Annotated in this window: 14 protein-coding genes; 8 read left to right on the top strand and 6 right to left on the bottom strand. The window is 70.3% G+C overall.

The features are described 5' to 3' along the window. Positions 1–345: 345 nt before the first annotated feature. Both FB157_RS02655 and FB157_RS02650 read left to right on the top strand, forming a co-directional pair. Positions 346–1,512: a pentapeptide repeat-containing protein gene (locus FB157_RS02655; RefSeq protein ID WP_186581296.1), complete on the top strand. Its 1,167-nt coding sequence runs from the start codon at positions 346–348 to the stop codon at positions 1,510–1,512. A gap of 165 nt (positions 1,513–1,677) precedes the next feature. After that, complete coding sequence (locus FB157_RS02650) at positions 1,678–2,721, top strand: NAD(P)-dependent alcohol dehydrogenase (protein ID WP_145875482.1); 1,044 nt, start codon at positions 1,678–1,680, stop codon at positions 2,719–2,721. Between the two features lie 104 nt (positions 2,722–2,825). Here the strand turns inward: FB157_RS02650 and FB157_RS02645 are convergent, their stop codons facing one another. Genes FB157_RS02645 through FB157_RS02635 form a run of 3 tightly spaced genes read right to left on the bottom strand, consistent with a single transcriptional unit; the run spans position 2,826 to position 6,008 of the window. Beyond that, complete coding sequence (locus FB157_RS02645) at positions 2,826–3,845, bottom strand: TolB-like translocation protein (RefSeq protein WP_145875480.1); 1,020 nt, start codon at positions 3,843–3,845, stop codon at positions 2,826–2,828. After that, a complete protein-coding gene (locus FB157_RS02640) occupies positions 3,842–5,119 on the bottom strand; it encodes an MFS transporter (RefSeq protein ID WP_145875478.1) in 1,278 nt (425 codons plus the stop codon). The genes FB157_RS02645 and FB157_RS02640 overlap by 4 nt, the downstream gene beginning before the upstream one ends. A gap of 1 nt (position 5,120) precedes the next feature. Beyond that, entirely contained in the window at positions 5,121–6,008 is an 888-nt protein-coding gene (locus tag FB157_RS02635) for an alkaline phosphatase family protein (protein WP_145875477.1), read from the bottom strand. 1,386 nt (positions 6,009–7,394) lie between these two features. Here FB157_RS02635 and FB157_RS02630 point away from each other — a divergent pair. After that, a complete protein-coding gene (locus FB157_RS02630) occupies positions 7,395–10,394 on the top strand; it encodes a bifunctional [glutamine synthetase] adenylyltransferase/[glutamine synthetase]-adenylyl-L-tyrosine phosphorylase (RefSeq protein ID WP_145875475.1) in 3,000 nt (999 codons plus the stop codon). 38 nt (positions 10,395–10,432) lie between these two features. On the opposite strand, the gene FB157_RS02625 is transcribed toward FB157_RS02630, so the two are convergent. Together FB157_RS02625 and FB157_RS02620 are read right to left on the bottom strand one after the other, a co-directional pair. Next, entirely contained in the window at positions 10,433–11,299 is an 867-nt protein-coding gene (locus FB157_RS02625; RefSeq protein ID WP_186581295.1) for a phosphatase PAP2 family protein, read from the bottom strand. Positions 11,300–11,367: 68 nt separating this feature from the next. Next, on the bottom strand, positions 11,368–12,402 hold the full coding sequence (locus FB157_RS02620) for a LacI family DNA-binding transcriptional regulator (protein ID WP_145875473.1): 1,035 nt from the start codon (positions 12,400–12,402) through the stop codon (positions 11,368–11,370). A gap of 379 nt (positions 12,403–12,781) precedes the next feature. Here FB157_RS02620 and FB157_RS02615 point away from each other — a divergent pair, with 379 nt between their 5' ends. The 5 genes from FB157_RS02615 (at position 12,782) to FB157_RS02595 (ending at position 19,457) form a co-directional block, all read left to right on the top strand. Then, entirely contained in the window at positions 12,782–14,053 is a 1,272-nt protein-coding gene (locus tag FB157_RS02615; protein WP_145875471.1) for an extracellular solute-binding protein, read from the top strand. A 135-nt stretch (positions 14,054–14,188) separates the two neighbouring features. Continuing rightward, complete coding sequence (locus FB157_RS02610; RefSeq protein WP_145875469.1) at positions 14,189–15,193, top strand: carbohydrate ABC transporter permease; 1,005 nt, start codon at positions 14,189–14,191, stop codon at positions 15,191–15,193. A 19-nt stretch (positions 15,194–15,212) separates the two neighbouring features. Next, the gene (locus FB157_RS02605) at positions 15,213–16,118 is read left to right on the top strand and encodes a sugar ABC transporter permease (protein WP_145875467.1); all 906 of its coding nucleotides are present in this window, start codon (positions 15,213–15,215) and stop codon (positions 16,116–16,118) included. 158 nt (positions 16,119–16,276) lie between these two features. Then, the gene (locus FB157_RS02600) at positions 16,277–17,944 is read left to right on the top strand and encodes a glycoside hydrolase family 13 protein (protein ID WP_145875466.1); all 1,668 of its coding nucleotides are present in this window, start codon (positions 16,277–16,279) and stop codon (positions 17,942–17,944) included. Between the two features lie 133 nt (positions 17,945–18,077). Further along, positions 18,078–19,457 (top strand): alpha-amylase family protein, encoded by a 1,380-nt coding sequence (locus FB157_RS02595; protein WP_145875464.1) that lies wholly within the window; start codon positions 18,078–18,080, stop codon positions 19,455–19,457. 10 nt (positions 19,458–19,467) lie between these two features. Here the strand turns inward: FB157_RS02595 and FB157_RS02590 are convergent, their stop codons facing one another. Then, positions 19,468–19,674: a hypothetical protein gene (locus FB157_RS02590; RefSeq protein ID WP_145875462.1), complete on the bottom strand. Its 207-nt coding sequence runs from the start codon at positions 19,672–19,674 to the stop codon at positions 19,468–19,470. Between the last annotated feature and the right edge of the window lie 126 nt (positions 19,675–19,800).

Below are 19,800 nucleotides of genomic sequence, written 5' to 3'. Positions count from 1 at the left end.
ATGCTTCGGTGACTCTCTGCGGTCACTCGGGATGCCGACTGGCTCCACGGCATGATTACCGCGTGTGACGATGTTGCTTCGCGGAGTCACCCACTCGGGCTCATGTGTCACAGCCCTTGGCGTGGCCACGTGCGCCGGCTGACTTGAGTACGCGCATCAGATCCACCCGAGTGGCAGGCTCGGTCCACGCGGGATGCCATGGAAGATGTGGCGCGGACACCGGACTCTTCACGGCTCCGCCGGACCGCGCAGCGGCGAACGGCGCGGCGGCCTCATCAGCGCCGTATCCGTCGACTGTGCGCCCCGAGCCCCCCAAGCGCCGACCGGGCTCGTTGGGGCGGACTGGTGCTCGCCAGTCTGCCTGGGCTGGCCGCTCTGCTCGCGCTGCTGTTTACCTGGATGCAAGTGACACAGACCAACAAAGAACTCGGGATCAGCGAGCAGGGCCAGATCACCAACCGATTCAACGCCGCGATCAACAACCTGGGTTCGGCGTCCCTGGATCTACGACTCGGCGGAATCTACGCGCTGGAGCGGATCATGCAGGACTCGGCTCGCGACCAGCCCACCATAATCTCGGTTCTGTCTGCGTATCTGCGGCAACACGCCTCCACTCCAGCCGAGGGCGCCAAGAGGGCACCCGCCGAGTCGGGCGACACCGCAACTCCCCGAGCTGACGTCCAGGCGGTGATGACTGCGCTGGGCCACCGCCGCGCCGATCGCGACCAAGGCGCAATCGTCGACCTTGACCACACTGCTCTGCGTGGAGTCCAGCTGACAAGCGAATCAAGCGCGATCCCATTGCGCAGGGCGAATCTGTCGAAAGCAGATCTCAGCGACTCCACGCTCTCGAACGTGGATCTCCGAAACGCATCACTGGTCGAGGTGAATCTCTCAGGGGCGGAACTGACGGCGTCTCGGCTCGACAACGCATACCTGACGCACGCAAACCTCTCGAACGCTGATCTGTCTGACTCACGCTTGACCGATGCCGACTTGTCCGGAGCAAATCTCACCAGCACGTCCTTCTGCCGTGAGGTGTTTTTTCAACCCGCGCAAGGAAGCCGAAGAGCCCCGGCAGCACGCCTGGGCCGATCCCGACCGGCGGGCGGCGCCGAGAGGGACGGTAAGGCCGCCGACCAGGACTGTGCCGATCTGACCGGCGCGGACTTGACCGGCGCGAACCTGACCGACGCAAGCCTCTTCGGCATGAACCTCACGGAGACGATCTTCTGCCTTGAGGAAGACTCGACTTCTCCCTTCAGCAGCGACTGCGCAACCATGGCCGGCGCCGTACTGCGCCGGTCGAACCTCAGGGGCGCCCACCTGCCAGGGGCGAACCTCAGAGGCGCCGACTTGACCGCCGCCGACTTGGCCGGAGCGGATCTCAGTCATGCAGACTTCACGAAGGCCGACCTCACACAGGCGAACCTCACCGGGGCCAAGGTCACCGGGACGGAGTTCGCGGGAGCCAAGCTGACGGGAGTGCGTGGGCTACCACAATCGCGCTGACACGTTCCGGGTCGCACTGGCCGTGACCTGCTGCGTCACCCAGTGCCCAAGCGGCCCCCGAAGCCGGCCGCCACCCCGTTCAGGTGGCTCCGGACCGGGCTGTGGCGCAGGGTGGATGTGTTCCGCCGTTGCCCACCACGAACCCTCGAAGTACGGGAGGGACACGTGCTCACCGTTCCCGCCTACGCCGCGACGTCCGCGACCGAACCGCTCACCCCCACGACCGTCGAGCGACGGGACCTGGGGCCGCACGACGTCCTGATGGAGATCAAGTACGTCGGTATCTGCCACTCGGACATCCACAACGCCCGCAGCGAGTGGGGCCCGGCGTCCTATCCGATGGTCCCCGGCCACGAGATAGCCGGTGTCGTCGCCGAGGTCGGCTCCGAGGTCACCGGGTACGCTCCCGGCGACCGTGCCGGCGTCGGCTGCATGGTCAACTCCTGCCGGGTGTGCGAACTCTGTCTGAGGGGTGAGGAGCAGTACTGCCTGAACGGCAACACCCTCACGTACGGATCCGTCGACGAGGACGGCACCCTCACACAGGGCGGCTACTCCACGCACGTCGTCGTCAACGACGACTTCGTGCTCCGTCTCCCCGAGACGCTCACCCTCGACGAGGCCGCTCCACTGCTGTGCGCGGGCATCACCACGTACTCCCCGCTGCGGCGCTGGGGCGCGGGACCCGGCAAGAAGGCCGCGGTCGTCGGGCTCGGCGGACTCGGCCACCTGGCGGTCAAGATCGGCCATGCCCTGGGCGCGGAGGTCACCGTCCTGTCCCAGTCGCTGAAGAAGATGGACGACGGCCTGCGCCTCGGCGCACGCGAGTACTTCGCCACCAGCGACCCGGCCACCTTCGAGCAGCTCGCCGGCGCCTTCGACCTCATCGTCAACACGGTCAGCGCGCGAATCGACCTGGACGCCCACCTCGGGCTGCTGAAGCCGGGCGGAGCCTTCATCAACCTCGGCGCTCCCCCCGAAGCGCTCTCGCTCAACGCGTTCTCCCTCGTCATGCACGGCCACATCTGCGCCGGTTCCCTCATCGGCGGCATCCGCGAGACCCAGGAGATGCTCGACTTCTGCGGCGCACACGGCGTCGGCGCCGAGGTCGAGATCATCCCGGCCGCGAAGATCAACGAAGCCTTCGAGCGGATGCTCGCCTCGGACGTGCGCTACCGCTTCGTCATCGACACCTCGACGCTCGCCTGACCGACGCCCGCGCGGGAGTTCCTGGTGCCCCGTCGGACGACGGCCTCGATGTCCCCGGCCTCCCGGGCCATCTGCCCCCCGCTGTGACCCGCCCGCCGATGCGCTCAGTGCGGATACGCGGGCGACACCGCCGCCTCGCTGATCCGCCGCGGCTGCCCCGAACCGTCCGCCGGGACCTGGTACAGGTCCGCGCCGTAGTCCCCGGGCAGGGCGTAGACGATCGTGCGGGTGTCCTTCCAGACCACCTGGTCGTCCACGCTCCGCGGCTCGGCGAGCGGAGTCTCGCGCATCGTGTGCAGGTCGAGGACGTACAGGCGCCAAGGGGCGTCCTTGGACAGGCCCTTGACCCGTTTCTTGTACGCGACGCGGGTTCCGTCGGGGGAGAGGGACGGGCACTCGACGTTCGCGTGCAGGGTGGTGACCGTGCGCGTGCGCAGGTCGCCCCGCACCAGATAGGTGCTGCCCCTGGTCGCCAGCGTCGCGTAGAACGTGCGGTCGTCGGCGGCGAACGTCACGCCCCAGAAGTTGGTGTCCGCCGCACGGTACGAGTGCCCGTCCTTGACGATCCGGAAGGCCTCCAGGGACGGGATCAGCTCGCCCGTGCGGGCGTCCACGATCGCCGTGCGCGTGGAGAAGTTCGTACCGGCGTACGAGTCACCGCCGACGAACGCCGTCCAGGCCGCGAAGTGCCCGGTGGGGGAGACCCGGGCGCGGGACGGGATGCCCGGGACGTCGTAGTGGTCCCGGGCACGGAGACGGTCGTCCAGGATCAGGGCGCGGTAGGTGTCCGAGACCGGGCCGTGCACCGCCTGCAGGCACACGCCGGTGCCCGAGGCGGCGTAGAAACGCAGGCACTTGACGCCCGAGGCGGTGCGCGGCCCGGCCGGGTCCGAGGCCGGGACCGTCGTCAGCTCGTCCCGGTGCGGTCCCCACGCCATGTTGCGGAACACCATGCGGCCGTGCCCGGTCAGGGACACCGTGCCCGGCGTGACCTTCGGGCCGCCCGCCTGCGTCTGGTCGCGGCGGTCCGCGCGCGCCGACGCGTGCAGGACGGACGCCACCCCCACCGCCGCCAGCGCGACGACGGCCGAGAGCAGGATCAGGATGCGGGTGCGTACGGTCATGCGGTGACGGTGCCTTCCGGGCGCAGGGTGAGGGAGAACGCGGCACAGCCGGCCAGGGCCACCACCGCACCCGCCAGCGCGGCCCGGTCGCCCCACACCGTCCAGGCGGCGCCGAACAGCAGCGAGCAGGCGAACCGGGCCAGCGCCTGCCCGGTCTGCACGACGGCCAGGCCGGACGAGCGCAGTGCCTCCGGCACGCCCTGCGAGGCCGCCGCCATCAGCACCCCGTCCGTTGCCGCGTAGAAGCCGCCGTGCAGGGCCAGGACGAGGTACGGCAGGGCAGCGCCGTGCCAGGAGGTGAGCAGCAGCGCGTACGCGACGAGCAGGGCTCCGTGACCGGCCAGGAAGACGGCCCACCGGCCCACCCGGTCGGCGAGCCGGCCGAGCGGGACGGCCAGCAGCAGGAACGCGGCCGCCGTGCCGAGCGGCAGCAGCGCGAACCAGCGGTCGGGGACGCCCAGCCGGCGCTGCAGCAGCAGATAGACGAAGGAGTCGCTGACCGTGGCCAGCCCCAGCAGCAGGGCACAGACGGTGATCCGGCGCAGGTCCCGTCGGCCGAGCAGCCCCACCGCGGCACGCAGGGTGGGCCGCGCGTCGTCCTCGCCGGCCTCGGTCTTCCGGCGGCCACCCGGTACGAACAGCACCAGCACCAGTACCCCGAACACGGCCACGCAGAAGCTGACCGTGAACACCGCGTCGTAGCCGTCGACCGTGGCCCGCAGGATCAGGAACGCCACCAGCGGCCCGAGCAGGGCGCCCGCGGTGTCCATGGCCCGGTGCACACCGAAGGCGCGGCCCCGGGTCTCCGGCGTGCTGGAGAGTGAGATCAGCGCGTCACGCGGGGCCGTACGCAGTCCCTTGCCGGTGCGGTCGGCGGCCAGGATCAGCCCGATGGGGGTGAGCGAGTGCGCGACCAGCAACAACGGCTTGCACAGCGCCGAGACGCCGTAGCCGAAGCCGGCCACCCACTTGTGCCGCCCGCCCCCGCGGTCGGCGAGATGCCCGCCCGCGAGCCGCACGAGTGCCGAGAAGCCGTTGTAGATCCCGTCGAGCAGCCCGAAGCCCAGGGGACTGAGACCCAGCCCCGTCACCAGGTAGAGCGGGAGCACCGCGGTGACCATCTCGGACGACACGTCGGTGACGAGACTGACGGTGCCGAGGGCGAGGACCGTGGGGGCGACCACGGCGCGGTGCCGCCCGGCGGAAGGCCGGACGGCACCGTCCGCGGACGCCGGCGCACCGGGAGTGTTGGCGCGGCTGTCCGCTACGTACACGTCAGGACGTCCAGATACCGGTGATGTCCTGGGCGGAGGCCGCGTTGCCCGCGTGGGTCGTCAGGCCCTGGGTGTCCTCCAGGGTGCGCAGCATGTCGTAGTGGTTGTAGGTGGTGGACGAGGAGGACCCCGCCGCCACCGGCTGGCCGTACAGCACCGTCGGGATCCGGTTGCCGCTGAGCCGGTTGTCCTCGTCGAAGGTGACGACGAGCAGACTGTTGTGGGTCTTGGCCCAAGTGGCGTACGCACCGAGGTTGTTCTTCAGCCAGGTGTCACCGGTCGACACCGAGCAGTCGTGCATGTCGCTGCACAGGTTGGGGACCACGAACGACATCTGAGGCAGCGTCGAGTAGTCGGACGGGAACTGCGTGAAGGTCTTGGCGCTCGACGTCGGCACGTTGCTGAAGCCGAACCAGGGGTTGTGCTTGCGCGCGTACTTGCCGCTGCTGCACGTGGTCGAACCCTGGCTGGGCAGCGTCTCGTTGTAGCTGGCCCAGCTGCGGCCGGCGGCGATCTGCTCGGAGGCCAGGTTCGCCGCCGAGGAGAAGCCCGGGGTGTAACAGCTGTCGTCCGTGATTCCCTGCGTGGAGCCGGAGAACAGGGCGAAGTAGTTCGGCTGGCTCGGGTGGGTGATGGCGTAGGACTGGGTCAGGCCGGCGCCGCCGGACTTGAGCGAGTTGATGTACGGGGCGCTGGAGGAGCCGATCACCTGGCTGTAGGCGTGGTTCTCGAAGACCACGACGACCACGTGGTCCGGGCTGGGGACGGCGCCCGCGGCGTGCGCGGTCTCACCACCGAGCCCGGTCCACACGCCGAACGCGGCCGCGGTGAAGGCCGCAGCGGACGCCACGACGGTGCGGGCACGGCGGTACACGGAACTGCCGGACACATCAACCTCCGGGTAGGGGGGCGGGGTTGGCGGTGCGGACAGAGCATGCACACGCCAATATTCCCCAGCCCCACCTCACTCAACCCGGGGAATGAAGACCACGTGAACTACTGCTCCCGGTGGGCCGGTCCAGCGAGCCCCTGACACGGCGGCACGGTGATCCGCCGCGCGCACTCCTGGATGGCGGCCACCCGTCCGGCCGTACCACGGGCCCCACGTGCCGCACCCGCGCACGGCGGGAAGGGGACGCGCCGGGTGGTGTCCGCCCGCAGCGGCCGGCGAGAACTCGGTCACGACTCACCCCACAGCCCGCCGGACCGAGGACGGACACCGCCCGGCGCGGCCGCCACCCACCCACCACAGCGGGCGAGACCCAAGCCACGGAGCCCCCGAACGGGCCGCCGCAGGCGCCGAGCCAAGCCGCAACGCGCCCGCGCAGGCCGCCGCAGGCGAAGAGCGCAACCCACCGGGGGGCCCGCCGCGGGCGCAAGGTGTCGGTATGAGGGGGCCGCGCGGCCCGCCGCGGGCACGGGGTGCAACCCACCACGCACGCGAATGGACCGCCGCAGGCACAGAGCCAAGCCGCAACGCCCCCGCGCAGGCGGCGGCAGGCGAAGAGCGCAACCCACCAGGCAACGGCCCGGCCCGCCGCAGGCGTAACGCACCCGCGCCAGGGCAACGGCCCGGCCCGCCGCAGGCGTAACGCACCCGCGCCAGGGCAACGGCCCGGCCCGCCGCACGCGAACCGCACCCGCGCCAGGGCAACGGCCCGGCCCGCCGCACGCGAACCGCACCCGCGCCAGGGCACCGCCCAGCCCGCCGCACGCGAAACCCACCCGCGCCACAGCACCGCCCAGCCCGCAGCAGGCGCAGCGCACCGGCACCACAGCACCCCCCAGCCCGCGGCAGGCGCAACGCACCCCGCGCCACGGCACCGCCCGGCCCGCCGCACGCGAAACCCACCCGCACCACAGCACCCCCCGGTCCGCCGCAGGCGCAACGCACCCGCACAACACACCGCCCAGCCCGCCGCACGCGAAACCCACCCGCGCCACAGCACCCCCCAGCCCGCCGCAGGCGCAACGCACCCCGCGCCACGGCACCGCCCGGCCCGCCGCACGCGAACCGCACCCGCGCCACAGCACCCCCCGGTCCGCCGCAGGCGCAACGCACCCGCACAACACACCGTCCAGCCCGCCGCACGCGAAACCCACCCGCGCCACAGCCCCCCCCCAGCCCGCCGCACGCGAACCGCACCCGCACCACAGCACCCCCCAGCCCGCCGCAGGCGCAACGCACCCCGCACAACAGCACCGCCCAAGCGCCGCAGGCGCCCTCTGCGGTTAGGCTCTGGCCAGGACGACCGAGATCCAGGGGAGGCCACGGATGACGCCGGGGCGCAGGAGCAGTACCTTCACGCGACTGCTGCGGCACGGCTTCACGGATCCATCCGCCGCCGAGCGTCTCCTGGACAGCGGTGAGCTGGCCCCCCTCCGTGACGACCCCGTCCTCCTGGAGGCCCTGGGCGCCACCGCCGACCCCGACCTCGCCCTGCACGGCCTGGTCCGGCTTCTGGAGTCCCAGGCCGCCCCCGCCGCCCGCCGCGAACTGCTGGACACCCTGATAGCGGCCAAGCCCCTCCGAGACCGCCTCCTGGGTGTACTCGGTGCCTCCGCCGCCCTGGCCGACCACCTCGCCCGCCACCCGAGCGACTGGCAGGCGCTGGTCACCTACGAGCCCCGGGACCTGCACCCCGGCGTGGAGGAGTTCGAGCGAGGCCTGGCGGAGGCCGTCGACCCCATCTCGCTGCGGGTGGCCTACCGCCGGTGCCTGCTGTCGATAGCGGCACGTGACGTGTGCGGAACGACGGACGTCCACGAGACCGCCGCCGAACTGGCCGACCTTGCCACAGCCACTCTCCGTGCGGCCTTGGCCCTGGCTGTGGCGGGCGCCCCCGGGGACGCCGCGGTCTGCCGTCTCGCGGTGATCGCGATGGGCAAGTGCGGCGGCCACGAGCTGAACTACGTCTCGGACGTGGACGTGATCTTCGTGGCCGAGGCGGCCGAAGGCGCGGACGAGGGCAAGGCTCTCAAGTCCGCGACCAAGCTGGCCTCGCACATGATGCGGATCTGCTCCGAGACGACCGTCGAGGGCTCGATCTGGCCGGTGGACGCCAACCTCCGCCCCGAGGGCCGCAACGGCCCGCTCGTCCGCACCCTCAGCAGCCACCTCGCCTACTACCAACGCTGGGCCAAGACCTGGGAGTTCCAGGCCCTGCTCAAGGCCCGCCCGGTGGCCGGGGACGCCACCCTCGGCCAGGCGTACGTCGACGCGCTCGAACCCCTCGTCTGGAAGGCGGCCGAGCGCGAGAACTTCGTGGCCGACGTGCAGAAGATGCGCCGCAGGGTGGTGGAGAACATCCCCGCCGCCGAGGTCGAGCGCGAGCTGAAACTGGGCCCGGGCGGCCTGCGAGACGTCGAGTTCGCCGTCCAGCTCCTCCAGCTGGTGCACGGCCGCACCGACCCCTCCCTGCGCAGCGGCACCACCCTCGACGCGCTCCAGGCACTCGCGGCCGGCGGCTACGTGGGCCGTGAGGACGCCGCCCGCCTCGACGCGGCCTACCGCTTCCTGCGCTCCATGGAGCACCGCATCCAGCTCTACCGGCTGCGCCGCACCCACCTCGTCCCCGAGGCGGAGGCCGACCTGCGCCGCCTCGGCCGCTCCCTGGGCCTGCGCACCGACCCGGTGGCCGAGCTGCAGCGCGAGTGGAAGCGGCACACCGGTGTCGTACGCCGTCTGCACGAGAAGCTGTTCTACCGACCGCTGCTCGACGCGGTGGCGCAACTGGCCCCCGGCGAGGCCAGGCTGAGCGCGGAGGCGGCCCGCGAGCGCCTGGTCGCCCTGGGCTACGCCGACCCGGCGGCGGCCCTGCGCCACCTGGAGGCCCTGGCCTCCGGCGTGACCCGCAAGGCGGCCATCCAGCGCACCCTGCTGCCCGTGCTCCTCGGCTGGTTCGCGGACTCCGCCGACCCGGACGCGGGCCTGCTCAACTTCCGCAAGGTCTCCGACGCCCTCGGCAAGACCCCCTGGTACCTCAGGCTGCTCAGGGACGAGGGCGCGGCCGCCGAGAACCTGGCCCGCGTCCTGTCGGCGGGCCGCCTCGCCCCGGACCTGCTGATGCGCGCCCCGGAGGCGGTGGCGCTGCTGGGCGACGGCGACGGCGGCGGTCTGGAGCCGCGCGAGCGCGCCCCGCTGGAGCAGGAGATCCTCGCCGCCGTGCGCCGCGCCGGCAACGCCGAGCAGGGCGTCACCGCGGCCCGCGGGGTCCGCCGGCGCGAGCTGTTCCGTACTGCGGCCGGAGACATCGTGTCCTCGTACGGCACCGAGACCAACCCCGCCGAGGCGGACCAGGGTGCCCTGGTGGACCGGGTCGGCGCCGCCGTCTCCGACCTGACCGCGGCCACCCTCGCGGGCACCCTGCGCGCGGTGGTCCGCGACGGCTGGGGCGACACCCTGCCGACCCGGTTCGCGATCATCGGGATGGGCCGTTTCGGCGGTCACGAGCTGGGCTACGGCTCCGACGCCGACGTGCTGTTCGTGCACGAGCCGCAGGACGGTGTGGACGAGCGGGAGGCCGCGCAGGCCGCGAACAAGGTCGTCGCCGAGATGCGCCGCCTGCTGCAGCTGCCCAGCGCCGACCCGCCGCTGCTCATCGACGCGGACCTGCGCCCCGAGGGCAAGTCCGGGCCGCTGGTGCGCACCCTGAACTCGTACGAGGCGTACTACCGGCGCTGGTCCCTGGTCTGGGAGTCGCAGGCGCTGCTGCGGGCCGAGCCGGTCGCCGGGGACGAGGACCTGGGGCGCCGCTTCACCGAGCTGATCGACCCGCTGCGCTACCCGGAGCGTGGCCTGGGCGACGACGCGGTGCGTGAGATCCGCCGGCTGAAGGCACGGATGGAGGCCGAGCGGCTGCCGCGCGGCGCCGACCCCAGGCTGCACACCAAGCTCGGTCCCGGCGGCCTGTCCGACGTCGAGTGGACGGTCCAGCTGATCCAGATGCGCCACGGCTGGCACGAGCCCGGCCTGCGCACCACCCGTACCCGTGAGGCCCTGGCCCACGCCCACGCGGCCGGGCTGATCGCCGCCGAGGACGCGGCCGTGCTGGACGAGGCGTGGGTGCTGGCCACCCGGGTGCGCAACGCGGTCATGCTGGTCCGCGGCCGGGCCGGGGACACCTTCCCGACCGAACCCCGCGAGCTGGCCGCGGTCGGCCGCGCCCTGGGCTACGGCGCCGGGCACGCCGGGGACATGCTGGACGCCTACCGCCGTACGACCCGGAAGGCACGCACGGTCGTGCAGGACCTGTTCTACGCGGACGGGGGCTGAGCCTTCCACGCGGACGGTCGCCGGGCCGGTTCGGCCTGCTACGCGGACGGTTGCCGGGCCGGCTCGGCGGTGCGGGCCGGGGCCGGCATCAGCCTCGGCAGGGCGTACGGCTGGCTGCCGTACCAGAGCCGGGCCGCCGTGAAACCGAAGGCCAGGCAGAGGACGCCGCCCACCGCGTCCAGCCAGAAGTGGTTGGCCGTGGCAACGATCACCAGCAGTGTGGTCGCGGGGTAGAGCAGCCCGAGGACCCGTACCCACGGCACGGAGGCCAGTGCGAAGACGGTCAGCCCGCACCACAGCGACCAGCCGATGTGCATGGACGGCATCGCCGCGTACTGGTTCGACATGTGTTTCAGATCGCCCGAGGCCATCGAGCCCCAGGTGTGGTGCACCATCACCGTGTCCACGAAGCGGCCGCCGTTCATCAGCCGGGGCGGGGCCAGCGGGAACAGGTAGTACCCGACGAGCGCCACACCCGTGGTCGCGAACAGGGCCAGCCGGGTCGCCGCGTAGCGGCCGGGATGCCAGTGGTACAGCCACACCAGAACACCCAGCGTGACCACGAAGTGCAGGGTGGCGTAGTAGTAGTTCATGCCGATGATCAGCCAATGCACCGCGTTCGCGGCGTGGTTGACCGACTCCTCGACGGCGACGCCCAGCCGGTGCTCCAGACGCCAGACCCAGTCGGCGTTGCGCAGCGCCTGGGCCTTCTGCTCCGGGACCGCGTTGCGGATCAGGGAGTACGTCCAGTAACTCACCGCGATGAGCAGGATCTCGAACCACAGCCGGGGCCTGCGCGGGTGGCGCAGCCGGTCCCTCAGACCCTGTCTGCCCTCGCCCGTGACGGCCTGCGGAACGGCCACCTTCTCGCGACCTTCCGAATCTGTCACGGTCGAGTCACTCATAGCCACAGAGTCTGCCAGAAAAGGCTTCCTCGCCAGATCATCCCAAGGTCGGGTCCACCCCGCACGTTCTACGACATACGGAGGACATTCGGTGCCGATGCGGTCGAACCCCGCACCACCAGCTCCGGCATGAACACGAACTCGCTGTGCGGCGCGGGCGTCCCGCCGATCTCCTCCAGCAGCGTGCGTACCGCTGCCTGGCCCATCGCCGGTACCGGCTTGCGGACCGTGGTCAGCGGCGGGTCGGTGAAGGCGATCAGCGGGGAGTCGTCGAAGCCCACCACGGACACGTCCCGCGGCACCTCCAGGCCCAGCTGCCGGGCGGCCCGTATGGCACCGAGCGCCATCATGTCGCTCGCGCACACCACCGCCGTGCAGTCGCGCTCGATCAGCGCGGTCGCGGCCGCCTGGCCGCCCTCCAGCGTGTACAGCGAGTGCTGGATCAGCTCGGTCTCCACCGTCTGGGCGTTCAGCCCCAGCTGCTCCTGCATCGCCCGTACGAAGCCCTCGATCTTACGCTGCACCGGCACGAACCGCTTCGGGCCGAGCGCGAGACCGATCCGGGTGTGGCCCAGCGACGCCAGGTGCGTCACCGCCAGCGTCATCGCGGCCCGGTCGTCGGGGGAGATGAACGGCGCCTGCACCTGCGGCGAGAACCCGTCCACCAGGACGAACGGCACGCCCTGCGCCCGCAGCCGCTCGTAGCGCTGCATGTCGGCGGTGGTGTCGGCGTGCAGCCCGGAGACGTAGATGATCCCCGCCACCCCGCGGTCCACCAGCATCTCGGTCAGCTCGTCCTCCGTCGACCCGCCCGGGGTCTGGGTGGCGAGCACCGGGGTGTAGCCCTGCCGGGTGAGTGCCTGGCCGATGACCTGGGCCAGGGCAGGGAATATCGGGTTCTCCAGCTCCGGTGTGATCAGGCCCACCAGGCCCTCGCTGCGCTGCCGCAGGCGTACCGGGCGCTCGTAGCCGAGCACGTCCAGCGCGGCGAGCACCGACTGGCGGGTGGTGGCGGCGACGCCCGGCTTCCCGTTGAGGACCCGGCTGACGGTCGCTTCGCTCACCCCCGCCTGCGCAGCGATGTCCGCAAGCCGTGTGGTCACGGCACTGGACTGTACCGGCCGCACCGCGCCTTGCACACCGACGGGACGCCGCGCGCGGGCGGTCGCACGGCCTGCCGTGGATTGCTGCGTCATCGCACTCCCTCGAAACAGTGGCGGCAAGAGCTTGCAGAGTCTTGCACAAGTGTCCCTCTGCCCGCTCAACGGCTTCAATAAGCGGTTACACGGGTGTCGAGGGGAGGTCACGGGCCGGTAACCATCGTGGTGTCTTGCACATTTTTTCTGCAAGGTCTTTCGCAGGTCTTACATCGCTGTTACGTTCCAGTCGCCCGGCGGCCGCAACGGCGCAGTCGGCAAGACCGCGGGGACGGCGGACGGGCCCTCCCTGCATCACACGGGCTTTAACCCTCAAGGAGAACTCATGCGGCGTGGCATAGCGGCCTCCGCGCTGGTGGCGTCCCTCGCCCTGGCGGCGACGGCGTGCGGCGGGAGCGACAGCGACAGCAAGTCGGACGGCCCGGTCACCATCACCTGGTGGGACACCTCCAACGCCACCAATGAGGCGCCGACGTACAAGGCCGTGATCAAGCAGTTCGAGGCCGCCAACAAGAACATCAAGGTCAAGTACGTCAACGTCCCCTTCGACCAGGCGCAGAACAAGTTCGACACCGCCGCCGGTTCCAAGGGCGCCCCGGACGTGCTGCGCTCCGAGGTCGGCTGGACCCCGGCCTTCGCGAAGAAGAGCTACTTCCTGCCGCTGGACGGCACCGACGCCCTCACCGACCAGGCCAAGTTCCAGCCGAACCTGATCAAGCAGGCCCAGTACGAGGGCAAGACCTACGGCGTGCCGTTCGTCACCGACACCCTCGCCCTGGTCTACAACAAGGCCCTGTTCAAGAAGGCCGGCATCACCGAGGCCCCCAAGACCTGGGACGAGCTGAAGTCCGACGCCGCCAAGATCAAGGCCAAGACGAAGGTCGACGGCTACTGGGGCTCCACCCAGGCCTACTACGCGCAGTCCTTCCTCTACGGCGAGGGCACCGACACCGTCGACGCCGCCGCCAAGAAGATCACGGTGAACTCCGACGCCGCCAAGAAGGCGTACGGCACCTGGCTGGGCCTCTTCTCCGGCAAGGGCCTGCACAAGGCCGACACCACCGCCGACGCGTACGCCCACATCCAGGACGCGTTCGTCAACGGCAAGGTCGCCGCGATCATCCAGGGCCCCTGGGAGATCACGAACTTCTACAAGGGCTCGGCCTTCTCGGACAAGTCCAACCTGGGCATCGCCACCGTCCCGGCCGGTTCCTCCGGCAAGGCGGGCGCCCCGACCGGCGGCCACAACCTCTCGGTCTACGCCGGCTCCGACAAGGCCCACCAGGCCGCGGCGCTGAAGTTCGTGCAGTTCATGACCTCGGCGAAGTCCCAGGAGACCATCGCCCTGAAGAACTCCACGCTGCCGACCCGCTCGGACGCCTACACCGCCCAGGTCAAGGCCGACCCCGGCATCGCCGGCTACCAGGGCGTCCTCGCCGCCGCCCAGCCGCGCCCGGCGCTGCCCGAGTACAGCTCCCTGTGGGGGCCGCTGGACACCGAGCTGCCCAAGATCGCCGGTGGCAAGGAGTCGCTGGACAAGGGCCTGAGCAACGCCGAGCTGGCCATGACCAAGCTGGTGCCGGACTTCAGCAAGTAAGCCCGCCTGGCCGCCGGATCTTCCCCACGCTCGAATGAACTCGCGCGGGGGGACCCCCACCCATCGGGGGAAGGATCCGGCGGCCATCGGCCTATGCCCCAGCCCAACCCCTGAACCATCAGAAGGTGTCGAACCATGACAGTCGCCATCGACCGCGCGACCGGCAAGCGCCGCGGTGACCGCGCGCCTCGGCCTGGGCTGGGGCAGCGCATCAAGAACGGTTACCAGAAACACTGGTACGCCTACGCGATGATCGCCCCGGTGGTCATCGTGCTCGGTGTCATCGTGGGCTACCCCCTGGTGCGGGGCCTCTACCTGACCCTCACCGACGCCAACAGCCTGAACTCCGCGCGCACGATCGGCGTCAACCACATCGCCGCCACCTACAAGTTCATCGGCCTGGACAACTACAAGGACATCCTGTTCGGCCCGACCGCGTACGACCGCTTCTGGTCGCACTTCCTGTGGACCGTCTTCTGGACGGCGGCCTGTGTGTTCCTGCACTACACGATCGGCCTCGGCCTCGCGCTCATGCTCAACCAGAAGCTGCGCGGCCGCACCTTCTACCGGCTGATGCTGGTCCTGCCCTGGGCCGTGCCGACCTTCGTCACCGTCTTCTCCTGGCGGATCATGCTCGCCGACTCCGGCGTGCTCAACCAGCTCCTCGGCGCCCTCCACCTGCCCCAGCCGCAGTGGCTCGAGGACACCTTCTGGCAGCGGTTCGCCGCGATCATGGTCAACACCTGGTGCGGTGTGCCGTTCATGATGCTCTCGCTGCTCGGCGGCCTGCAGTCCATCGACTCCACGCTCTACGAGGCCGCGGAGATGGACGGCGCCAGCGCCTGGCAGCAGTTCCGGCACGTCACCCTGCCCGGCCTGCGCTCGGTCAGCTCCACCGTGGTGCTGCTCGGCATCATCTGGACCTTCAACCAGTTCGCGATCATCTTCCTGCTGTTCGGCCCCACCGGCGCGCCCGACGCCCAGATCCTCGTGACCTGGGCCTACTTCCTGGGCTTCGGACAGCAGCCGCGCGACTTCGCCCAGTCCGCCGCGTACGGCGTACTGCTGCTGTCGATCCTGACCGTCTTCACCTCCTTCTACTTCCGCTGGCTGAAGCGCAATGACCAGCTCGCCGTCTGACGCCGCAGGAGCCGCCGCCATGAGCACCACGACCCTCGAAAAGACCCGGACGGAGCCGACGCCTGCCCCGCAGCCCCCGCGCCGGACCCGCCGGCGCGGCGAGCGCAGCCCGCTCGGCGCAGCCCTCCTGCACGGCGGCCTCGTCGTCGCGAGCCTCATCGCACTTGCCCCGGTGGCCTGGCTGTTCTTCCTGTCCCTCGGCCCGGACAAGGACGACTACCTGCACCCCGGCAGGATCGCCGGCAAACTCTCCTTCTCCAACTACAGCTTCGTGCTGGAGCACACCGCCTTCTTCGACTGGTTCAAGTCGACGATGATCGTGGCCGGCGGCACCACCCTGATCGGTGTCTTCGTCGCCGCGACCACCGGATACGCGGTCTCCCGCATGCGCTTCCCCGGCTACAAGTCGCTGATGTGGGTGCTGCTGCTCACCCAGGCCTTCCCGATCGCCATCCTGATCGTGCCGATGTACGAGATCTTCAGCGAACTCGGGCTCATCGACACCTACTGGTCGCTGATCGTCATCAACTGCACCACCGCCGTGCCCTACAGCGCGTGGCTGCTCAAGGGGTACTTCGACACCATCCCCTTCGAGATCGACGAGGCCGGACGCGTGGACGGGCTCAGCCCCTTCGGCACCTTCTTCCGGCTGATCCTGCCGCTGGCCCGCCCCGGGCTGGCCGTCGCCGCCTTCTACAACTTCATCACCGCCGTCGGTGAGGTGGCCTTCGCGACCACCTTCATGCTCGACGACTCGAAGTACACCTTCGCCGTCGGTCTGCAGACCTTCGTCAGCGAGCACGACGCGCAGTGGAACTACATGGCCGCCACCGCGGTGCTGATCGCGATACCCGTGTCGGTGTTCTTCTACCTCGTGCAGAAGAACCTCGTCACCGGTCTCACCGCAGGCGGCACCAAGGGCTGAGGCCCGTTCCGCACCGGACTCCCGCGCGCCTGTCCGCGCGGGTAGGCGGCCGCGGTGTCCATCCGACCCCGCTGACACCGCGGCCGCCTCGCACGCCCCCTGGCCCCTGTCGCCGTACCCACTACATGACCCGAACTCCCTTAAGCATCAAGGACGCCATGAGCCAGCAGCACTCCGCAGCCCCGGCCGACGACTCCGCCGTCGCCACCGTCGCCAAGCACCGCGACTGGTGGCGGGACGCGGTGATCTACCAGGTCTATCCGCGCAGCTTCGCCGACAGCAACGGCGACGGCATGGGCGACCTGGAAGGCGTACGCTCCCGACTCCCGTACCTGCGCGACCTCGGCGTCGACGCCGTGTGGCTCAGCCCCTTCTACGCCTCCCCGCAGGCCGACGCCGGCTACGACGTCGCCGACTACCGCGCCGTCGACCCCATGTTCGGCAACCTGCTCGACGCCGACGCGCTGATCCGCGACGCCCACGAGCTGGGTCTGCGGGTGATCGTCGACCTGGTCCCGAACCACTCCTCGGACCAGCACGAGTGGTTCAAGCGCGCCCTCGCGGACGGCCCCGGCTCGCCCCTGCGCGAGCGCTACCACTTCCGCCCCGGCAAGGGCGAGAACGGCGAACTCCCGCCGAACGACTGGGAGTCGATCTTCGGCGGCCCCGCCTGGACCCGGGTCGAGGACGGCGAGTGGTACCTCCACCTCTTCGCGCCCGAGCAGCCCGACTTCAACTGGGAGCACCCGGCGGTCGGCGACGAGTTCCGCTCCATCCTGCGCTTCTGGCTGGACATGGGCGTGGACGGCTTCCGCATCGACGTCGCCCACGGACTGGTGAAGGCCGACGGCCTCCCGGACCTGGGTTCCCACGACCAGCTCAAGCTGCTGGGCAACGATGTCATGCCGTTCTTCGACCAGGACGGCGTGCACGCCATCTACCGCCAGTGGCGCGTGGTCCTCGACGAGTACGCCGGTGAGCGCATCTTCGTGGCCGAGGCGTGGACCCCGACCGTCGAGCGCACCGCCAACTACGTCCGCCCGGACGAGCTGCACCAGGCCTTCAACTTCCAGTACCTGGGCACGGAGTGGGACGCGAAGGAACTGCGGACGGTCATCGACCGCACCCTGGAGGCGATGCGCCCGGTCGGCGCCCCCGCCACCTGGGTCCTGTCCAACCACGACGTCACCCGCCACGCGACGCGCTTCGCCAACCCCCCGGGTCTCGGCACCCAGATCCGCACGGCGGGCGACCGCGAGCTGGGCCTTCGCAGGGCCCGTGCGGCGACCCTCCTCATGCTGGCCCTGCCCGGCTCGGCATACGTGTACCAGGGCGAGGAACTGGGCCTCCCGGACGTCGTGGACCTGCCCGACGAGGTGCGCCAGGACCCGGCGTTCTTCCGCGGCGCCGGCCAGGACGGCTTCCGCGACGGCTGCCGGGTGCCGATCCCGTGGACCCGCGAGGGCTCCTCGTACGGCTTCGGCAGCGGCGGCAGCTGGCTGCCCCAGCCGTCGGCCTGGGCGGAGCTGAGTGTCGAGGCGCAGTCGGGCGTCCCCGGTTCGACGCTGGAGCTGTACCGCTCGGCGCTGGGCATCCGCCGGTCGCAGCCCGACCTGGGCGCGGGCGAGGCGGTGGAGTGGCTGCGCGCGCCGGAGGGTGTGCTGGCCTTCCGCCGGGGCGAGTTCGTGTGTGTCGCGAACACCACCGGCGAGTCCGTGACGACCCCGTCCCACGGCCGTGTCCTGCTCGCCAGCGGTGAGGTGACCGAGGCCGACGGCGAGGCGAAGGTGCCCGCCGACACGACCGTGTGGTGGACGACGGCGTGATAACCGCTCGGTAACTTCTTCCGTCAACTTCTTACGGCCCGCTGCCCTTTTGGGTGGCGGGCCTTTAACATCTGGCCACCGCAAGGTTTCTGAAAGATTTCGGCAAGGCCTTCAACGGAGAAGGAACCCCCACATGGCCAGCAGCAGAATCGTTTCGGGTGCCCTCGCCCTCACCGCGGCGGCGGCCGTCCTCGCCCCAGGGACCGCCGCTTACGCCTCCCCGCCCGGCACCAAGGACGTCACCGCGGTCCTCTTCGAGTGGAAGTACTCCTCGGTCGCCCGCGAGTGCACCAACACCCTCGGCCCCGCCGGCTACGGCTACGTCCAGGTCTCCCCGCCCGCCGAGCACATACAGGGCTCGCAGTGGTGGACGTCGTACCAGCCGGTGTCGTACAAGATCGCGGGCCGCCTCGGCGACCGCACCGCCTTCCAGAGCATGGTGAACACGTGCCACGCGGCCGGCGTGAAGGTCGTGGTCGACACGGTCGTCAACCACATGGCGGCGGGCTCGGGCACCGGCACGGGCGGCTCGTCGTATACGAAGTACAACTACCCCGGTCTGTACTCCTCCTACGACCTCGACGACTGCACCGCCCAGGTCACCAACTACCAGGACCGCTGGAACGTCCAGCACTGCGAACTGGTCGGCCTGGCCGACCTGGACACGGGCGAGGAGTACGTCCGCAAGACGATCGCCGGCTATATGAACGACCTGCTCACGCTGGGGGTCGACGGCTTCCGGATCGACGCCGCCAAGCACATCCCGGCCGACGACCTGGCCAACATCAAGAGCCGTCTGGCCAACCCCTCCGTCTACTGGAAGCAGGAGGTCATCTACGGCGCGAACGAGGCCGTCCAGCCCTCCGAGTACACCGGCAACGGAGACGTCCAGGAGTTCCGCTACGCCTACGACCTCAAGCGTGTCTTCAACAACGAGAAGCTCGCCTATCTGACCAACTACGGCGAGGGCTGGGGCTACCTGAGCAGCTCGGTGGCCGGCGTCTTCGTCGACAACCACGACACGGAACGCAACGGCTCCACCCTCAACTACAAGGACGGCGCCAACTACACCCTGGCCAACGTCTTCATGCTGGCCTACCCCTACGGAGCCCCGGACATCAACTCCGGTTACGAGTGGTCCGATGTGGACGCGGGGCCGCCCAACGGCGGTACGGTGAACGCCTGCTGGCAGGACGGCTGGAAGTGCCAGCACGCCTGGCCGGAGATCATCCGCATGGTCGCCTTCCGCAACGCGACCCGAGGCCAGGCCGTCTCCGACTGGTGGGACAACGGCAACAACGCGATCGCCTTCGGCCGGGGCGGCAAGGGCTATGTGGCGATCAACCACGAGTCCTCGTCCCTGACCCGCACGTACCAGACCTCGCTGCCCGCGGGCACCTACTGCAACGTCCAGAACAACACGACGGTGGCGGTGAACTCCGCGGGGCAGTTCACCGCCACCTTGGGCTCGAACACGGCGCTCGCGATCTACGCCGGCAAGTCGAGCTGCTGAGCCCGGGGCACTACTTCCAGGTGTCGCGGGTGGTGCAGCCGGACGAACTGCCCGTCGTGTACGAGCGGTTCGTCCCGGACTCCCGGGTCACGTTCCCGGAGCCGAAGCCGCTCACGGACGACGACTTGGTCTGCCGGTCGGAGACGGCCGCCGTGTCGACGGCGTGGTGCCAGGCCACCATGCCGACGACCGCCGTGTCGCGGTCCGAGTTCAACAACCCGTGAGAGTGCGGCTGTTGGGAAGGAGGCATCAAGGTTGACGCTGAAACTTCTTGCTATGAATTTCAAGGGTCTTGCTGTAAACCTTTCGACGGCGGTACGGTCGCGCGGGGTCGGACCCAAGA

Source organism: Streptomyces sp. BK340, from assembly GCF_007827595.1.
GTDB lineage: Bacteria > Actinomycetota > Actinomycetes > Streptomycetales > Streptomycetaceae > Streptomyces.
Note: the sequence above shows the minus strand (reverse complement) of the source record. Positions and strands in the feature narration are given on the sequence as shown.